Genomic DNA, 19,973 nt, shown 5'->3' on the forward strand with positions numbered 1-19,973 from the left:
TCCTGCTGGCTGGACCTACGGGGCCCCCAGCGCCGGCCGCGCCGGAGGAAGGGGCAAAGTCGTTTAGGAATGCAAGCTGCCGCCGATCAAGCCTTTGTCCGACCTGCACATCCGCGACACAGTGAACACACTGGGCGGTTTTGTCCTGCTAGACAGCGCCCGCAAGAGCGGCAAATAATCTGGGATGACTCGAAGCTCGTCCGTTCCATCGGCGCATTTCCCTTATTCCATCAAAAATCCCCTTGCCAGGTTAGCCGTTTGGGTTGGAAAGAATGAGATCATTCACATTCGTGTCGAAGCTCAGGACGGCTCATGGCGACAAGACTTTCCAGTCGGACACCCAACCGGGCCAGGTCGTCCGCTTGGATTCCGACGTGAAGGTGGTGAAGTGATTATTTCACCACCTTCAGACGGGCATAGAGTTTCAAATTGGCACCCCGGTCGATGGAAACGGTCACGTCATCGACAGCGCCGATTTCAGTAACGGCTACCGAATAGCCTGTTCCACTGGAGTTTCCGGGTCCGATCACGATGGGTGGCATAACCGATGTCCAGTTCGCAAGATCTGCGCTGACTTCGACGGTTTGGGTGGTGACGGGAGCTTCCGAACTGTCGGTGCGCTTGAAGCTGACGATCAGTTGGGTCGGATTGAGAGTCTGAAGCGGCCTGATGGACTGCGAGGAAACGCCCGGGTCGCCACCGAGGGTGAACTCCATCAGGTTGGAAAACCCGTCGTTGTCGAAGTCGGTGGTTGGCAGCTTGTCGGTCGGGGTGACCAGCAGCGGATAGCCGCTTACCCATGACCCATAGACATCGCCGGAAGTGGTGACCTGGAGGATGCCGGTGCCGGTAATGAGCGCCGTTTTGTTAGCAGCGGATGATGCCAGCGATCCCCATGTCCCGCTGGTCTGCTGTACGCCGTCGATGTAGAGCGCGTTCACCGTGTCCGGGGTTCCGGAGGAATAAGTCAGATCAAGCGCGGCACCAGTGGTCAGGCGGACGCTGGCGGCATTCGCAAGATACGGAGTGGTGAGGCGGAGCGTCCCCCCGGAGACGGTGGTGTCTCCGGTGTAGGTGTTGGCACCTGATAGAGTCAGGAGTCCGGTTCCGGATTTGGTCAGGGCGATCGCGCCGGTGATGACGCCACCATTGCCGCCGAAGGTTTTGGGCGTGGCGTTGTTGACGGTAAGTGCCGCACCCGAGGTGCTGGTGATGGTGGGCGCGCCGACACTGGTGACATCCGCCAGACCGGCGACGGTCTGGCCGGTGCCGTTCAAATCAAGCACGGCACTCGACGCCGCCTGCCCGATCGTGACATCGGTGGTCGCCGGGAGCGCAGCGTTGATTCCCATTTTGAGAACGCCTTGGGCAATTGTGGTCGGCCCGAAGACGTTGGCAGCCGCATTCAGCGTCCAGGTGCCGCCGTCGGTCTTCAACAGCGGTGTGGTGCCGATGCTGATCTGCCCATTGGTCTTTCCAACAGCGGAAGAGGAAGCACCGCCGCGGAGTTGCAGTCCTTCCGTGGCGGAACCGGTGATCGTGCCTCCGATGGTGAGGCTGCTGGCACCGCTGCCATCGGAATACAACTGGGCCATTCCAGCTCCTGATAGAACGAGGTTTCCTCCCCAAGTTCCGATATCGGCGGGGCCCCCAACATAAAGCGAAGCCCGCTGTCCGGCGGCTCCGGTGGCGAATGCCAGCGACTCGCCTGCCTGAACGGTGACTCCGGTGCCGATCTGGAGGATGGCTCCGGTGGTTGCCGATGTCTGGCCGTTGATGACAGTTCCCGCAAGACTGCTGCCGAGAGCGGACGCGTTTGAAACGATCAGGCGGCTGGCATCCGTGCTGGCATTGCTGCCCACGGTGGTGATTCCGTCGTAGGTATTCACCGCGTTGAGAGTTAGATTTCCCGGACCGACCTTGGTGAGCCCGCCGCCGGCGTTGCTGATGATGGTCGGATCACCACCGACAGTGCCGGAATTTTCCTCGCCACCGCCGATGAGGGTGATGTTGGGCGGCACGGTGTAACCCGATCCCGGATTGGTGATGACGATTCCGGTCAGGGCGCCCGTCGCGTAGTTGATGGTGGCAACGGCGGTGGCTCCCGATCCATCGCCGCCGGTAATTTCCACCAGCGGAGTATCGATGTAGCCTCCGCCACTAACCGTCAGGCCGGCGGCACTGATACCACCTTGAACCGGCGCGAGCAACGGCGTGGTGATGCCGATGTTGAATCCGTTGGAGTCGATGACCGCTCCGCCACTCTGGATCTGGGCACTGAATGCGGTCTGGGCGGCCATGAACGCGGCGTTGTTGACGTTCCCCCTCAGAGTGCCGCCGTTGAAGTTGAAAGTAGCGATCCCGCCGACGGTGGACTTGACGACGCGGTTGGTGGTGATCGTTCCGCCCAACAGGTTGACGATGCCGGAGCTGCCGGTGTTGACCCGGCCGAACTCGATGCCTGTGCCAGAATTTCCGGTGGTTACGGATGCGTTTCCAGAGACCGTTAGAATCCCCTTCCCGAACTCGCCGACGACCAGGCTGCCGGTCGCCGCGGTCGTGCTGTAGCTGCTGGAACCGGAGAAACTGGCAATACCGAACGCGGCGCTGGTCCCGGCACCCAGAGTCATGAAATTCGTGCTTACCACCAAGGCGGCGGTTCCGCTGGCATTGAGGATGCCGGTGTCGTCGCTGTTGCCGACGACGAGAAATGAACCGGACGTGGTTGTTCCGGCGGTGAGGGTCATCGCGCCGTAGGATCCGAGCTTGTTTCCGAGCCAGATTTCCGAGGTCGAAGCGAGGACGCCACCGTCATTCCGGATGGAGCCGGCGGATCCGAGCACACCGCCGGCGACGAGACCCGGAATGCTGGTCTTGCCGGCGGTGAGGCTGCCGGTGACTGTTAGCTTCGCGTTTTTACCCAGCACGTTCCCCACGGTGACCAGCGATGTGGTATTCGCGCCGGTCTGATGGTTTCCGCTGAAAGTGATTCCGCCTTCTTCGACCGTGAGGGGCGCGGCGACATTGCTCCCGGTGCCGGACAGTGTCAGGACACCCGTGCCAAGCTTGGTGATGGAAGTGGCGACACCTGTAAAGTCGTTAGCAAGAGTGGAATTGTCACTGCGGTTGAACTCGAGGACGGCGGTGCCGGAAAGGGCGACAGGTCCGGCTCCTAGCAAACCGGCGGTGGCACCATTCCCCACAACGAGCTTGCCGGTGCCACTGACTGCGGTGTTGGTGTAGTTTTCCGTTCCGGCAAGCGTCACGGTTCCCTGGGAAAGCGCGAGTGTGGCGAAGGTGTTGGTTCCACCGAGAACGAGGACACCGGGGCCGGGGGTGACGGTGGAGAAGGTGTTGGTCCCGCCGAGCGTCACGGTGCCGAGACCGAGGGCGGTAAGCGCCTGGGTGCCGGAGATGCCGCCGGACATGGTAAGGGCCGAACCGATGTCGGCGGTGACCCGCAGAGCTCCCGTTAGATCCAGCGGGGCGTTGACGGTGTGGCTCCCTGTCACGACGTCAACCAGCGCCGGACTCGGTCCGTTGTTAAGGGTGATGGTGTTAGCGGCGGTCGGGGTGATGGTGTAGGGAGCGGTGCTGCTGAATTTCATGCTGCCGACCGTGACCGGCAGGTTCAACGAAAGCGGAACGCTTGCGGCACTGGAGGGTTGGTTGAAATTCGCGAATGCGGATACCGCGTTGGGGATGACGCCGGTCCAGTTGCCTCCGGTTCCCCATGTTCCGCCGCCATTGACATTCCACTGGCCGCCGGGGGCGCTGCTGATGACCAGATTGATAAGTTTGGTGGTGGTGTTGTCGGTGAACGCGTAGATTTTACCGGCGGTCGGGTTTCCGATGGTCAGGTTTGCCAACGAGCCGGTCCAGGAGGTATTGTAGCCGAAAAGCGGATAGATTCCGTTAGTCGCCACCGGCGCGGTGGCCCCAGCGGAGTAAAGGTTGACGGTGGTTCCGGCGAGTGTGAGTCCGCCAGCGGCGGTGACGGTGATCCGGTCGGTTCCGGGGACGGTGCCGGTGGTTTCAAAATCCACGGAAGTTCCGGCAGATAGATTCAGGGATCCGGTAGTTAGAAATCCCCCTCCCGTGCCATATTCGCCGGGGACGAGCCGCGCGCCGGAGGCGACGGTGGTGGCTCCGGTGAATGATCCCGCGCCCTCGAGGATGCCGCCACCCGCAACGGAAACCGTTGTCGTGGCGAAGGTAGTTCCGGCGGCGGATCTGAGAGTCGCCCCATTGGCGACAGTCACGGACGTGGTGGAAAGCGCCGATCCCGTTAGAACACCGAGGGTTCCCGCGTTGACCGCGGTGGTGCCGGTGTAGCCGTGAATTCCACCGAGGAGAAGCCCCCCCGGACCACTTTTGGCAAGGCCACCGGTGCTTGCTCCGGACGAGCCGCCCATGGTGAGGTCGACGAGACTGGTGGTCACATCGATGCCTGCTGTCTTGGCGGGATTGATGGTGAAATTCCGGTAGACAGCCGCGCCGCCTCCCGTGTAGCTGAGGGTGCCGCCGTCGAAGACGAGATTGGCCGCGGCATTGGTCGAGGCTCCGATCCCGCTTTCGAAACCGCCGTCGTTGAGATAATTCGTCGAGAGCGAGCCCGCGGTGAGGATGGTGGCGCCAAGATAGGTATTGGCTCCGTTCATCGTGAGCGTGCCGGCACCGAGCTTGGTGAATCCGCCGCTGTTGTTAGCAACAAGGGTGGCGGCCGCCGTGCTGGCCGACGTGGTGGCCAGTCCGCCGCCGGAGAGCGTCACGGTCGGAGCGGAGGTATAGTCGAAGCCGGGATTGGTGACGGTGATTCCGGTTAGAGTTCCGCTGCCATTGACGGTGGCGACGGCGGTGGCCCCGGTTCCACCACCGCCGGTGATGGTGACGAGCGGTGCGGTGGTGTAGCCGGTGGTCGTGAAGCCGGCAGCCGCGGAGGAAATCGCGGTCACCCCATCGCCTTGGGGAGCGATGAGAAATTGGTCAATGGTGATGTCTTTCCCGTCGGTATCGATTTTCCCGCCTTCTCCATAAATGTATGCGCCATTCAAGCCGGTCATGAACGCGGCATTCGGAACGGTTCCCACCTTGAGCGTGCCGCCGTGGAAATTCAGATAGCCGGTCGCCAAGGCACCGGGTTTCTGCACCCGGTTGGTGGTGATGGTTCCGCCGCCGATTCCCACCCCGCCGAGGTTCACGATCCCGACGGCGGTGGCGACGTTGTTCCTTCCGATGACCAGGTTCGCCGAGGTGGCGGCCCCGCCGAGATTGGCCTGTCCATTTCCTGATAGATTGAGAGTCCCGGTGCCGGCCTCGCCGACGTAGAGACCACCTGCCACACCGGCGGGCAATGAATTGAAAATGCCGTTGCCGGTGATGTTCATGACTCCGGTGGTGGCCGCCGTCGCTCCGAGAGTGGCTCCGAAGACACCATTGGTGGCGATGGATACCGAGCCTCCGCTGATGTTCCAGATGCCCGCGGCACCCGCCGTGGAGATGCCGCCCACAAGAAATCCGCCGACGGTCAGCGAGCCGCCGCTGACGTTCGCGACGCCGAATCCCGCCCGGCCGACATGGACTTCGCGGAAGTCCGTTGCGACACCGCCGGTGGTCACCGAGCCGCTTGTCATGTTGAGAATCCCCGTGCCGCCGGTGGTCGCGCCGACAACGATGGTATTGCCGGTGCCGGCCGCTCCGACGAGAACGGTGCCGCCGTTGATGTTCATCGTCGAAGTAGCGGCCGAGGCGGGATTGATGCGGATGGAACCGGTAGTGGATGAGGCGTTGATCATTCCGGTTAGAGTGATATCCCCGGCGCTGAGAAGAGTTTCACCGCCATGGGTGTTGGAACCGCCGAGGGTCAGAAGGCCGGTCCCGGTTTTCGTGAGATTGACGGCCGCCGCTCCGCCATTGGCAATGGCCCCGTTGACGATGATCGGGCCTGCGCCGGTAAGAGTGAGGGCCTTGGCGGCGGGAGTTCCACCGGTATTTCCGGTAAGATTCCCCCCAAAGGTCAAGGAGCGGCCGGCAGCGTTGTTAGTGACGGTATGGGTGCTGATCACTCCGGAGGAACCCAGCAGGATGTTCGCATTGATCACCTGATTAGTGGTGACGGTCGCGTTCAGGTTGATCGTGCCGCTCGTCTCATGAAGAATCTGACCGGTGCCGGCAGAGGCTCCGCCAATGGTGTAGGCCGCCGCGCTGGCAGTGTCGAAAGTGAGATGGCGGAGCGTGATGTTTCCGGTGGTGATTACGGCACCACCGGCACCGGCGGCGGCATTGAAGGTGGCGGTCTGCGCCGAACCCGGGACGCTGGCGGGAGGTCCCACCCAATTGTTCACGTTCGACCACAGGGCCGTACCCGCCGCGCCGTTCCATGCCGCGCTGCTCGCGTGGGCGAGTGGCGCCGCCACCAGGGTCATAGTCCACAGCAGGGGCGCGAAACATTTGTTAGATTTCGTTTGCGGCGATGCGGAAAAACGGGGCTTCATGGGTTGTTGGGTTTTGGGTTTGAAAAGGGTTAGGACGGCGATGCTCGTTTCCCACTGGAAAACGAACGACCGGCATTCTGATAGCCTATCATGGGAAGGTTCGCGAATCGCCGCTCCGAACGTCAATGACGCAAATGAAGTAGTCCCACGGTGCATCTTCCGCCGCGAAGGAAACCAACCGGACGCAAACCAAAAAGGGCGCCACCCCGGAAGGTGACGCCCTTTGGCGAATCCGAGCGCGTGCGCTTAGAATTCAGCATGAAGGCGGGCGAACAATTTCGTGTTCGCGGCGCGCTGGATGGTGACGGTGACGAGGTCCGTGGCCCCGTTGTCGGTAATCACGACGGTGTAGCCCGGGCCGCTGGAATTCCCCGCGCCGACGGTGATCGGCGGGATGGTGCTCCAATCGCTGAGATCGGCGCTGACTTCGACCTTTTCGGTGGCGGAAAGGAGCGCCGCATCGGCCCTGTTGTAGGAGAATACGAGCGTGTTCGGATCAGAGGTGTTCTGAAGCGGCAGGAACGAGGTATTTCCATTGTTAGGGTTTCCGCCGAGGATGAACTCAAGGATGTTGGCGACGCCATCGCTGTCGGAAGTATCCGAAGACTTCGGAGCATTTCCTCCGGTCAGTCCGAAGCCGGACGCCCAGGTGCTGTATTGATCGGCGGGCTCGGTGGTGATCGCGATCTGGTTCAGCCCGTGGAAGTTGTAATCCACACGATATCCTGACGGAACGTTGCTTTCCAAGGTGGGTGTTCCCGTCAGCGTGGTGTAGCTGCCGATGATGTAGGTTGGCTGGGTGAGCGCACCACCAATGGAGCTGAAGTTAATGGTCGAACCCGTGAGATTCAAATTCCCGGTAACAGCCAGCATGTCCGCGGTATTCGTGGTGCCGTCAACTTCGACCTGCAAGAGTCCTGCCAGAACCGTCGCTCCAGTGGAGAACGTTCCGATGCCGGCGATTCCCGGAGCGATGATGCCATTGGCGGACACGGTCACCGCCGCGAGGGTGGCATTTCCCGTCAGGGTCGCTCCGGCTGCTACAGTAAGGGCACCGGCACTGAAGCCGCCGCCGTTGAAGATGAGGGAGCCAGCGGAAACGGTGGATGGTCCCGTGTGGTTGCTGGTGTTGGAGAGAGTCAGCGAACCGCTGCCGACTTTGTTGATCGCGGACGGTCCACCGCCGTTGCCGATCACGCCGCCGAAGAGCGAGTTGGTGTTCTTGCCGCCGATGTTCCAAGTGACTGTCTGCACGCCACCGCCTGTCGAACCGCCGAGGATGCCGGCGGGGGCGGGGCTTTGGATCTCACCAATGGCGATCGCCGTCCTGCCGTCGCGGACGCTAACTCCATAGATTCCGAGATTCAATGTCACCGCGGCACTGCCTGCGGTGCCGTTGAGTCGGGTGCCACCACCGAGGTTGATGGTGCCGTTGAATCCTTCCCAACTGTTAGCGGCGTAGTCGCAAACGAAAACATTGTTCAGAGTGAAACTGCCGGTACCGGTCAGGGCTCCGATCGTGGTGATGACACCGCCGCCCGCAGGGTTTTCCGAAATGGAGTTGGTTCCGTTGATGACGTAGTTGCCATGGAACGACGCCCCATTGGTATTGATCGCCGCAGTGCCGTTCATGGTGACGGTTCCGGCGGGAAGATTGGACTCGTTGTTGATGCCGATGGTGCCGGCATCGATGACGGTGCCACCGGTGGCGTTGACGTTGTTCACGCCGGTGACAGTCAATGTTCCTGCACCGGATTTCTTGAACTTGGCGGGTCCGAACAGCAGGCCTGTGTAGGTGCCATTCACGCCATTGGTGTCGAATTCGGCAGTTCCGCTGGACATGAGAATGGTGCGGTTCGCATTGATGGTGACGTCCGAGGCACCGAGTTTGAGCGTGGAGGTATTGCCAGTTCCGGGGTTGAATGTGATCTTGGTGGAGGGCGATCCGGGAACGGCTCCGAGACCGGAATCATCCGGGATCTGCAGGACACCGGCATTGATCGTCACACCGCCCGTATAGTCGTTGCCGGAACCCATGGTGAGGGTGCCGAGTCCCGTCTTGGTCAGTCCGCCGACGCCACCGCTGCCGATGCCACCAATGAAATTCACATCATTTCCGTTAGTGTCAAAAATAGCCCCGCCGGAGCCGATGGTGACGATGCGGGTGGAAATATCCTCCACGTCATCGGTGATGCCGGACGCCCATCTCAAGGTTCCGCCAGCCACAGTGATGAAATCGCTGCCGAGGCTGTCGAGGGCATTGAACTGGACGGTGCCCGCAGTGACCGTCAAGCCACCGGAAAAAGTGTTGGGAGTTTCAAATGCCGCCGCGAAATTAAGAGTGCCGAGTCCCGATTTGGTGATCCCCTTCACACCGCCGCCGTCGTCAACGATACCCGTGAAGGTAAGCGTGTCGGCGAGGTTGGTGACGGTGACGGATGTGTTTGAAAGAAGCGTGACCGGCGTGTTGATGGTGTGACTTCCGTTGGTAACGACAATGGTGGCGTTGCCCGCGCCGTTATCGAGTGTGAGGATGCTGGTCGTGGGCGTTCCCGCATTGACGGTATAACCGAAGGCGCTGTTGAGAACCAGCGAACCGACGGAGCGGTTGCCATTCAAAGAAACGATGCTGGGGGCCAGGATCGCACCATTGAGCGTGGCGGTGGCACCTGCTAGATTCGGAACGGTTCCGGTGTCCCATTTGGTGGTATCACCCCAGCTTCCCGAACCCGTGCCCGTCCAGATCGAGGAAACTACCGGTGTTCCAGAGACGGTGACCTCGACGTAGCCGGCGTTTTCCGCGAAACTGTAGGACAATCCACCCTGTGGGTTGAGGATGTTCGCGGAGCTGAGCGCCGCCACTCCGGCTCCCTGGATCGTGCCGACGTATTTGAAAAGCCGGTAAACTCCGTTAGTCTGGAGCTTGTTGAGGGTTCCCGGAACGTAGAGGTTGATGCCGCTGCCCGAGCCGATGGTCAAACTGTTGCTGCCGGTGACATCGAGCAGGTCGGTCGAACCGGTGCTCGCTTCGAAGTTGAACGTGGAACCGTTACCCACGGCAAGAGCCTGTGTCGTTAGAGTCCCCACGCCTGCGGAGCCGGGCGTAATGATCGAACCTGAGCCAGTGACGATGGCACCGGCAACGCTACCCGCTCCGGTGAGATTCTGGGCGTTCGCAATGGTTAGGGAGCCGCCGGTGCGGGCCGTCACGTCGAGGATCGCGCCGGAAGCAACGGAAACCGTATTGGAAGTGCCAGGTACGGCACTGCCACTGAGAGCGAGCGTGCCGAGCGAGATGGTGGTGGCGCCCGTGAAGGCCGTGCTTGCCCCTGACAAGGTGAACACACCCGCCGCGGATTTGGTGAGGCCGAGTTTGCCCGCGCCGGTTCCATCCTGGAGAGTTCCGGCATAGAGGACCGCGGAGGCGTTGCTCACCGTGAGGGTCGCGTTGGTTGCGCTGACGTTCTCGACGACCGGCGGAACAACCGCCACGACCGAGGTGGTTTGCAAGCTGGAAACGGTGGAGTTGTTTCCTCCAAGCTGCAGTTTGCCGCCGCTGTTGTTGGTGAATGTCACCGCATTGGGAGTCGTCGAGTTCAGTGCTCCGGGATTGCCGAGCTGGATACTGCCTTGATTGATGTAAACGCCGTTGGTGAAGGAGTTGTTCCCGCTCAGAACCAAGGTTCCCGCGCCGGTTTTGGTCAAGGCGGTGGGTCCGGCGTTGTCAACGATCTGCGAGGAAATCGTTAGAGGAGCGCTCGTGTTGTGCTGGTGGACGATGAGCCCGCCGCCGGCGGCTCCGGCCAAAGTTCCAGCACCGCTGATGGTGGTGGTATTCGCCGCGACGGCGGAAGTGACGAGCAATCCGCCGGATTCGATGATGTTGGTCCCGGCAAGAGTGATCGTGCGGGCACCTGCGGCGGCGAACCGAAGCGCACCGGTGGTGGCACCCGTCTGGCTGCTATCCGCAGTGACATTGGTGCGGTTTCCTGTAGCCCATGTGTCCGCCGTGTAGGTGGCGGCGGCCATGTTAGTGGCGGCTGTGGCAGCCCGGACGAAATCACTGCTGGTCAGCGTGATCCCGCCGCTCACCAATTCTATCGGAAAGGTGCCGGAAGCAACCCGAAAGCCGCTGTTGTTGTTGGTCGGAGTGAGGTTTAGCGTGCCTCCCAGATTGCGGGTAATGCTACCGAAGCTGTTCACCACCGTGGAACTGGATCCCCGGACCTGGGTGAGCACGGATGCTCCCGCATTGATGGTCAGGCTGGCCATATTCTGGGTGTAGGTGCCGACGCTGTTGCCTACCTGGCCCTGGAAAGTGCCGCCACCCATGATCAACGGTGTGTTCGGGCTGAGGACGTTGGTGTGTCCCGGGAAGCCGGCACTGTTGGCTGACATCACAGTGAGTTGACCGCGATTTACCGTAAACGATCCGGTGGAAGTCGGAGCAGCAATCCCGTTCAGGAAATTGATGAGAACGCCCCCGAGACCGTTCATCGTGATGCTGCTCGAACCTTGGTCGAAAACGGTGGCTCCATTGATTGTCACGGTGCGGCCGGTTCCGACACTCCACTCCTGGTTCCCGGACAAGGTCAAGGGCGAGGTGATGACCAGGTTCTGGGTGGAATTCACGTCGATTCCGGTTCCGGAGACACCGGCAAGGGTAAGTAGACTTCCAGCCGGGATGATGACGGAGCTGGCCGCAACGACGGTCGGATTTACGACTTTGATCTGTCCCCAGGTCGTGTCGGCTCCGAGAACAGCGGTTGAAGAGTTCGTTCCCGTTGTGACCGTGCTATCCCAGCGGGCGATATCCGCGGAACCGGGGACAACGCCGCCGACCCAGGCGGTGGGATCGTTTAGGGCAATGGCGACATTCGCCCGGACAATTTCAGCAGCCGACGAATGGCCGGAGAGAGAGACAAAGATGGAGGCAAGGCACAGGAGGTTTCCTTTTTTGAGTTTCATTACAGATTTGGGTTTTTGTATGCTCATAAACAATGGATATGCGGGCAAATCGCTTCAATACCCCGTGTGGAGTAGAGTCGGACGGGTTGGTTTCCCGACGAAGACTGCATGGCTTTTCACGGGGGACATGAGTTGGTGCCGACCGGCCTTCGCACACTGCCACCCTAACCGGATCCGCATCTCCATTTGACCGGGACGCCTCTGAATGAGGGAAACACTCACCCTCCGTTGCGCCGGGTTACAACTGCGGCCGACCTAATATCCGCCACCAGAAACTGACTGACGGAGCTCCCTCGATTTGCATCCACTTAATCCTCTATCACCCGGCACACCTTCGTTAGATAAATCCTGATACCAGTTCTTCAAATTAAAGTGGCTCCAGCATTGGATGCGTAGTGTTTGCTTGAGACCGCAGCCAGTTACGACCCATCAGGCTCAGGACTGACTTGGTATCATTTGAAAACCGTTTTAGCGCCGGCCTGGAGGCTTCCCTCAGCTCTTCCACCGTCGCGAAAATCTTGTTGCCGATCTCGTCTTTGATCATGTCCCACAATTGCTCGCATGGGCTGAGCTCGGGGTAGTAAGGCGGCAGATCGATCGTGCGCACCCGCTCCGGCAACCGTCTGTCGCCGCCTCGCAGATGAAACACCGCCTGATCGCGGATCACTACATGGATGGCCTCCTTATCGGTCGCCGCGAGACTTGCCGGATAGACATGATCCCACTCCTGATCGACGGCGGAGATCTGGCAGAAATGGGCTTGACCGCCCATCATCGAGAGTTTCACCCGGGTGCATTCCTTGATTTTCAAAGCTTCAAGCTTCAAGCTTCAAGCTTCACCGCGAGTTTTTCGCGGAACTTTTGCGCCACGGAGGGAACGAGAAGCCGACCTCAGGTCAATTCCGTGGCCAGGTTCCGGAATCCGCACACGAGGCATTTTCCAGATGATGATTTTCCCCGTTTCAGGGATTTGACTCGGCGATTTTTGTCGTGAATAGCGCCAATCTGATTATCGGGAATCCCCCACCCCACGGAGCTACTCCATTTGTGTAATAGCGGGATGAGCCTGGGAAATCGATCTTGAGGGCATGTCAAGAATTTCGGCGATGACCTCCCGATATGAATGAAGGCATCTCTATCAATTCCAAATCCTATCTCAAAAATCTGCCTGATGAAACCTAAGTTCCGCTCCCTCGTCTCCTCATCCGTTCGTTATTCCTCCGGCCTGGTTCCTCTGGCTCTCGGAATCCTCTGTCTCGCAACCTCGGCAAGCGCCGCGACGTTCACCTGGACGACCGGAGATGTCACGGGCGTTTGGAACAGCACGAGCACCACCACGGACTGGAAGAGCGCGACCTATCCAAATGCGACCGCGGCGATCGTGAAGATCACCGGCGCGAGCGCGGGAAATGACGCGGTCACTCTGAACACCGATGCCACGATCGGCCAGGTACAGAACGTGTCCGGCAGCGGCGGAGCCCGCTGGAACATCAATTACGATGGCGTCGCCTACCGGACGCTCACCTTCGATGCCACCGGCATGGGAGCTAATGTTTTTGGAAATACAAACGTTGCGGCGGTCCGCCAAAGTTCCAGCATCAACACCTGCGTCTTGAATGCGAACATTTCCATGTTCAACACGGATCTTGACCTGGGAGCGACCTTCTCTACTTCCGGGACTTCCAGACTCTCGATCGGAACACTGGGTGCCACCACCCTCAACAACGCCGGAAACACCAGTGACGCCACGATCGCACACAACCTGAATTTCCGCGGCACGGAAAAGGCGGGCAACGGCGTCATCATCAACAGCGACATCGGCACGTCCGGGGCGAACATCGCGTTGAGGGATTTTTACGATACCGGACTGGTCACACTCAGCGGAAATCTGGATTCAAAAGTCACCTCGCTGACCCTCAATAGCACCACCAACGTCTCGACACTGGCCATCGGGGGCGCGAATCCCAACTACACCGGAACGACCGCCATCCAGTTCGGCACGCTTCAGGCGAACGCGGCAACAAAATTGGGTTCGGTCGTGCTTGGACTCGGAGCCACCAACGGCACTCTCAATACCAACGGCCAAAGCGTGACCGTGGCAGGACTGACAACCGACGCGACCGCAACCGCAGCCAACCAGACGGTGAATGGTGGCGGGACATTGATTTACGCGGGTGGCACATCGGAATATAACGGTCAGATCGCCGGTGCCACCAAACTGACTGTCAACTCGGGGACGCTGACTCTCAACGGAGGAGGCAACGGCCAAACGGGTGTGAACACCATCAATGGCGGCACTCTCAACATCAACAGTGTGTGGGCTCTTGGTGGCGGTGCTTACGGCGGTACGACTTTTGGGGCAAGCGGCGGCACACTTCAATACAACTCGACTCCTTTGAATGGCGCTCTGGACATCACCCAAGACACTTCCGATGGAGGTTTGGGTGTGGCCGGTGTGGCAAAGAACGTGACACTCACAGGTATCGCGACGATCGACACCAATGGTAACAACGTCTCGTATGCCAACACCGTCGGCAACAGCGGAGCGGGTGGTCTTACAAAGACAGGCCTTGGAATTCTCTCCCTCAACGGGCCGACGAACTACACTGGCAGCACCACGGTATCTCAAGGCACTCTAAAGCTCGGTAACGCAAGTAGCCCGAACAACCTCGGCGCGTCAGCGAAGGTCACCGTCGCATCGGGAGCCTTCCTTGATGCCACCGGACTTGCATTCGGAACGCTCGACTTGGTGGGCTCGCAAACCTTGGCCGGAAACGGAACCGTCACCGGCGGAGTGACTGCGGCATCGAATTCTCATCTCGCACCAGGTGTGGTTGGGGTTTCGAGTGGAATCGGAAACCTGACAGTTGCTTCTTTGGCCCTCAACAGCGGATCACAACTTGACTTCGATATCACCAACACATCCACCTTGGATCAGATTACGGTTTCCAATAGTGGCGGACTGTCGATCGACGGCGGCCAGTTCAATTTAAACGGAGCCGCCGGGACATTCACAGCAAATGGAGTCTATAACCTGATCGGCCACAATGGTTCGATCAACGGAACGGGTGTTAGCGCCCTATCGCTGAACATCACCAACAAGGATTTGGCGAACAAGACCTATACCTTCGGCGATTCCGGCAGCTATGTGACTCTGACCGTGGCCAACTCCTTGGTGGCCGTTTCCTATTGGAATGCGAACGCCGATGGCAACTGGAGCCCGGGTTCGTGGACCACCGCCACTCCCAATGCCGCGGGCAAGTTCGTATCATTTGGCGGAGGCGGCGTCCCCATCACCACTCCGCACACCATCACGGTGAACGGTGGCTATACCGTCGGCACACTCGCGTTTAACAACGCAGTCGCCTACACTCTCGCGGACGGGGGCGGTTCGTCCATCACTCTGGACAACTTAGGACTGGGTGCCTATGTGACCGATTCGGCAGGCAGCCATTCGATCCAGGCTCCCCTCGTAGTATCTTCTGGAGATGGAGCCACCTTCACGGTGACCGGAGGCAGCGACACCTTGAGCGTCTCTGGAGAAATCAGCGGTCTCTTTACCAACGGTATCAGCAAAGCCGGCGCGGGCAGCCTCGCCCTGTATGGTACAAATACCTACGATGGCGGAACGATCATCAACAGCGGCACGGTGCTCATCAATTCTGCCAACAGCCTCGGGGATAGTAGCGGAACTGCGACACTCAATGCGGCCACACTCCGGGCGACGGCGGACATCACAAGCGGCCGTAACTACTATTTGGGCAGCCTATCGAGTACGATCAGCGTGGACCCAGGGTTCAACTTCACCCTTAATGGCACGATGAGCGATGACGGTGCCTCTGTGGGCACACTCAACAAATCGGGAGCGGGCACACTGACTCTCAGCTCCGCCAATAGCTATTCCGGCGCATCAGTGATCAACGCCGGAACTGTCGTCATCAACTCGGCCAACAGCCTGGGGAATTCGACAGGGTCTCTCACGATCAACGCCGGCACGCTGGAAACAACCGCCAACATCACCACCACGCGTCCCATTTCGATTGGAAATGCCACCAGCGCCATCACCACGGATCCCGGCACAACCTATACCGTCAACACCGGCATGACCGGCAGCGGCACACTCAACAAGAACGGGACCGGCACGCTCACGATCTTGGGCGCGAACAACATCGCTGGCGGCACGGTGGTTAACGCCGGAACGTTCGAAATCAAATATCCCGGCTCGGTAGCGAGCGCCATCACATTAAACACGGGAACAACCTTCACACTGTCCGCTACCGGTGGCAACTCGTCGTTTGTCGGTACCGCCATCACGGTCAACGGGTCCACCACCTTCAAATCCAGTGCCACCGCCAATGGTTACTCCGGCAACCTCACCGGTAACGCCAGCAGCGTGATCAACATCAACCCGAGCACTCAGGCGATGAATTTCTCCGCTTCAAACGCGAAGCAGTTCACCAACTTCCTCGGCACAGTCAATGTGGCTGCGGGTTCCTCGATCGATGACCGTGGAACCACTGCTGCCAACGGAGGGGTCAACACCACCTTCAACGTTGACGGCTATACCGGGACGAAAAACGGCGGCTCTTGGACCTTCGGAGCACTGACGAGCACCGGCACGACCGGGAACCTAAGCGGGGCGGTCAACTACATCGTAGGAGATAAGGGCACGAGCACAACCTACTCAGGCACCATCACCACCACAGCAGCCACCGGCTTGACCAAGGTTGGCATCGGCACACTCACCCTGTCCGGCATCAACACCTATACCGGCAATACCAATATCAGCGCTGGCGAAGTGGCCTTGGAAGATAACGGCGGATTGAGGTTCGTGATCGGTCTCAATGGCGTGAACAACAAGGTCACGGGTGCAGGCACCGCCACCCTCAACGGTGATTTCACCTTCGACTTTACCAATGCGGGCATCGTCAATGGCAACGGTTGGACGATCGTGGATGCCACCGCCAAAACCTTCGGTTCCACCTTCACCGTTGTAGGCTTCACGGAAGCCGCCAACGTCTGGACCAAAGTGGACGGTGGCAACACCTGGACCTTCACCGAAGCCACCGGCGTCCTCTCGCTCGTGTCGCAAGGCTATTCCTCGTGGGCAACCGCCAAGGGACTCACGGTAGGCAACAACGAAACCGCCCAGGATCCCAACCTGAACGGCATTTCCAACCTCCTGGAATACGTTCTCAACGGCGACCCTTTGAACCCCGAATCCCCGGCATTGATTCTGCCGACGGTCAACGTCTCGGGGGCGAACTTCGTGTTCACCTTCACCCAGCGCGTGGATTCCGCCGCAGACACGGTCCAGACCTTCCAGTATGGATCAAACCTGACCGGTTGGACGGACGTAGCCATCACCCCAACTCCGGGTTCGGGAGTCTCTACCGGAGCTCCAACTGGAACAGCGCCTAACCAAGTGCAAACGGTGACCGTCACCGTTCCGAAAGGAGCCAACACCTCGCTCTTCGGCCGCCTCAAGGCGGTGAAGTAAGGTTGCCGGCTGTGAAACATCCGCTCCACCTGCATCCGCGGGTGGAGCGTTTTTCGTTTCCAAGGGAAACTGCGGGCAACTGTTGGGACCGGGATTAACAGGTGCGCCTCGTCATTACACAGGTCCTGCCCCCTTTGAAGAGTGGCAGATCGAGAATTTCGGCAGCACCTCCACCCCCGACGCGGTGGACACCGAGGATCGCGCTCGGCGGGTGCTTTTTGTCCGCCATTGAACTTCGTCCCGGAATCGCCAAATTTATCCGGATGAGTCTCAAATCCCCGCTATTCCGGTTCCGCATGACGATGCTTCTATTCATCATCGGCCTTGCGATCAGCGGCCTGACGGCATTTCCCCTGCTTCTTGAGCTGAGGCTGCTGGGTCGGCTGTTGGATGCAGCTCCGGACTCGTTACCACAGGACCACGGCGGACTGGCATTCTGGATCATCACGGTTAGAAACGGGTTGGAAGCCACCTATGCTGGCTACCCGTGGATTGCCTACGGGACCGACTGGCTCGCCTTCGGCCATCTGGTCATTGCGGGATTCTTCGTTGGGCCGCTGATCAATCCGCTTTCCAGCAAAAGCACGCTTTGGACGGGGATCGCCGCGTGTGTGGCGGTGATTCCGCTGGCGATGATCTGCGGACCGCTGCGAGGGATTCCGTTGTACTGGCGGCTTATCGATTGCTCGTTTGGCGTGATCGGCATCATCCCGTTGATCTACTGCCTGCGACTGCTCAAGCGGATCGAGGCCGGCGAAAAATAAAAAAGCCGCAACCGGACGAACCGGTTGCGGCTCTCCAAGTGAATATTTTGTTAGCGAAGGAATGCCTCGTGCAACCCGCCGTCAACAGTGACGATCTGACCCGTCGTCTTGCTGAGACGCTGCGTCACCAGCAGGAAATACGCCTCCGCCTGATCCGCCGGAGTGATCGGAGCTTTGGTGAGCGTGCGGTCGGCATAAAACTGCGCGAGCTTGGTCACCAGCGAATCCGTTTCCTCGTCATCCGAGTAAGGGATGTCGTATTTGGCGAGCGAGCCGATGACGCGGTCGCGCGGGAACATGGCGGATCCCTGGACGACAGTCGCCGGAGCGACCCCGTTGACTCTAACGAGCGGTGAAAGCTCGATGGCGAGTTCGCGGACGAGATGGTTCGCGGCGGCTTTCGACGTGTCGTAGGCGAGCGAGCCTTTCTTGGCGACCGCTGCGTTGGCTGAGGTTGTTAGGACAAGATTTCCGCGCAGGCCCTGATCCTTCCAGGTCTTCGCAGCCTCGTCGGCGACGAAGTAGCTGCCGGAGACGTTGATGCCGAAGGTGAGCGCCCACTTGTCGTCGGGGATGTGGCCGGTGGTGTCGCTCGGCACGAAGATACCCGCGGTGACGCAGATGGAATCGAAACCACCGTAGGCGAGCGCGACCTGATCCAACATTTTCCGGATGCTCTCGCGGTTCGTGATGTTTGCGGCGAGTCCGATAGCTGGTCCGCAGTTGGAAATACCGGTGCCCGCGACACCGATGCCGACGCCGTATTTGTCAGTGATTTCCTTCGCCGTCGCCTGCGCGGCGATTTCGTTGAGATCGACGCAAACGATGTGCGCGCCTTCTCTAACGAGGCGATGGGCGGTTTCCTTGCCAATGCCGGAACCGGCGCCGATCACGATGATCACCTGGCGCGCAAGTTCCTTCTCGGCGGGCATGCGCTTGAGTTTCGCTTCTTCCAACAACCAGTATTCGATGTCGAATGCTTCCTGTTGCGGCAGTGATACATAGGTGTCGATGGCTTCGGCACCGCGCATGACTTCGACCGCGCAGTTATAGAATTCCGCAGTGACGCGGCTTTCGGATTTGTCCTTGCCCCAGGCGATCATGCCAAGGCCGGGGATGAGCACGACGGTCGGATTCGGATCGCGCTGGGCGGGCGAGTTGTCGTGTTTGCAGAACGAATAGTATTCCGCGTAATCCTCGCGATAGCCTTCGAGACCGGTGGCGATTTTGTTGCGGAGGGTTTCAACATCCTCGGTTTGCGGATTCCAATCGACGTAAAGCGGCTTGATCTTGGTGCGAAGGAAATGGTCGGGGCAACTCGTGCCAAGCTCGGCCAGACGGGCGGCGTCGTGGGAGTTGACGAAACGCAGGATTTTCTCATCGTCCTGCACGGTGCCGACGAATCGCTTTTGGGCGGACACCCTGCCACGCAGCCACGGCAGGATCGCGGCGAACGTCGCATCGCGGGTTTCCTGATCGAGCGTGGTGTATTTTTGTCCACCAAAGGCGGTGGCGTCGCCGCCCTTGGCCGCGTATTTCGCCTCGATGTAGTTCGCAGCGGTTTCGATGAAATCGAGCGTGTGGGCATAACAGATTTTTTCGTCGTCATCCCACGAAATGAAACCGTGCTGGCCCATCATGATGGCTTTGACGTCAGGCTGCTCTTGCGCGATTTTTTCCATCGCAAGGCCGAGTTCGAATCCCGGACGCATCCACGGCACGTAAGCCATTTCACCGCCGAAAATTTCTTTGGTTAGCTTCTCACGATTCTCCGATGCGGCGATGGCGATGATCGCGTTCGGGTGCATGTGATCGACATGCTTACCGGGGAGGAAGCTGTGAAGCGTGGTGTCGATGGACGAGGCGCGCGGGTTCAGATTGAACGTGGCGTGCGAGAACATGCCGACCATGTCGTCTTCCGCCTGCGACTTGAGCCCCTTGTCTTCACGGGCATCGTAAATCTTCTGAAGTCCGATGAGTTTCTCCTGATAGAGCGACGAGAAATTCTCACGGGTGCTGGTGCGGAGGTCGCCACCGGAGCCTTTGACCCAGAGGACTTCCACGGACTCGCCGGTGAGCGGGTCGGTCTCCATGATTTTCGCGGAGGTGTTGCCACCGCCGGTGTTGGTGATGCGCTGGTCGCTGCCGAGGAGGTTCGAGCGATAGATCAGGCGGCCGACGGGATCAAGCGACGCGGCTTTGGCATCGTCCCAGAGGTAATTGACGTGTTTGTAGTTGGACATGATG

The 19,973-nt window shown here is 59.8% G+C and carries 6 protein-coding genes; 2 read left to right on the forward strand and 4 right to left on the reverse strand.

What is annotated here, in order from left to right; translation table 11 throughout:
- Nucleotides 1–392 precede the first annotated feature (392 nt).
- The 3 genes from ABIQ96_RS14635 to ABIQ96_RS14645 form a co-directional block, all read right to left on the reverse strand.
- The gene (locus ABIQ96_RS14635) at nt 393–6,494 is read right to left on the reverse strand and encodes an autotransporter-associated beta strand repeat-containing protein (RefSeq protein ID WP_348215350.1); all 6,102 of its coding nucleotides are present in this window, start codon (nt 6,492–6,494) and stop codon (nt 393–395) included.
- A 246-nt stretch (nt 6,495–6,740) separates the two neighbouring features.
- Nucleotides 6,741–11,462 (reverse strand): autotransporter-associated beta strand repeat-containing protein, encoded by a 4,722-nt coding sequence (locus ABIQ96_RS14640; RefSeq protein ID WP_348215351.1) that lies wholly within the window; start codon nt 11,460–11,462, stop codon nt 6,741–6,743.
- 367 nt (nt 11,463–11,829) lie between these two features.
- Nucleotides 11,830–12,288, reverse strand: a complete 459-nt coding sequence (locus tag ABIQ96_RS14645) for a transposase (RefSeq protein ID WP_348215352.1) — start codon at nt 12,286–12,288, stop codon at nt 11,830–11,832.
- 345 nt (nt 12,289–12,633) lie between these two features.
- Between ABIQ96_RS14645 and ABIQ96_RS14650 the strand changes: the two genes are divergently transcribed.
- Nucleotides 12,634–16,962, forward strand: a complete 4,329-nt coding sequence (locus ABIQ96_RS14650; protein WP_348215353.1) for an autotransporter-associated beta strand repeat-containing protein — start codon at nt 12,634–12,636, stop codon at nt 16,960–16,962.
- 296 nt (nt 16,963–17,258) lie between these two features.
- Nucleotides 17,259–17,726, forward strand: a complete 468-nt coding sequence (locus ABIQ96_RS14655) for a hypothetical protein (RefSeq protein ID WP_348215354.1) — start codon at nt 17,259–17,261, stop codon at nt 17,724–17,726.
- Nucleotides 17,727–17,776: 50 nt separating this feature from the next.
- Here the strand turns inward: ABIQ96_RS14655 and ABIQ96_RS14660 are convergent, their stop codons facing one another.
- Entirely contained in the window at nt 17,777–19,969 is a 2,193-nt protein-coding gene (locus tag ABIQ96_RS14660) for a bifunctional rhamnulose-1-phosphate aldolase/short-chain dehydrogenase (RefSeq protein ID WP_348215355.1), read from the reverse strand.
- Nucleotides 19,970–19,973: the final 4 nt, after the last annotated feature.

The organism is Luteolibacter sp., assembly GCF_039920825.1.
In the GTDB taxonomy this organism is placed as follows: domain Bacteria; phylum Verrucomicrobiota; class Verrucomicrobiia; order Verrucomicrobiales; family Akkermansiaceae; genus Luteolibacter.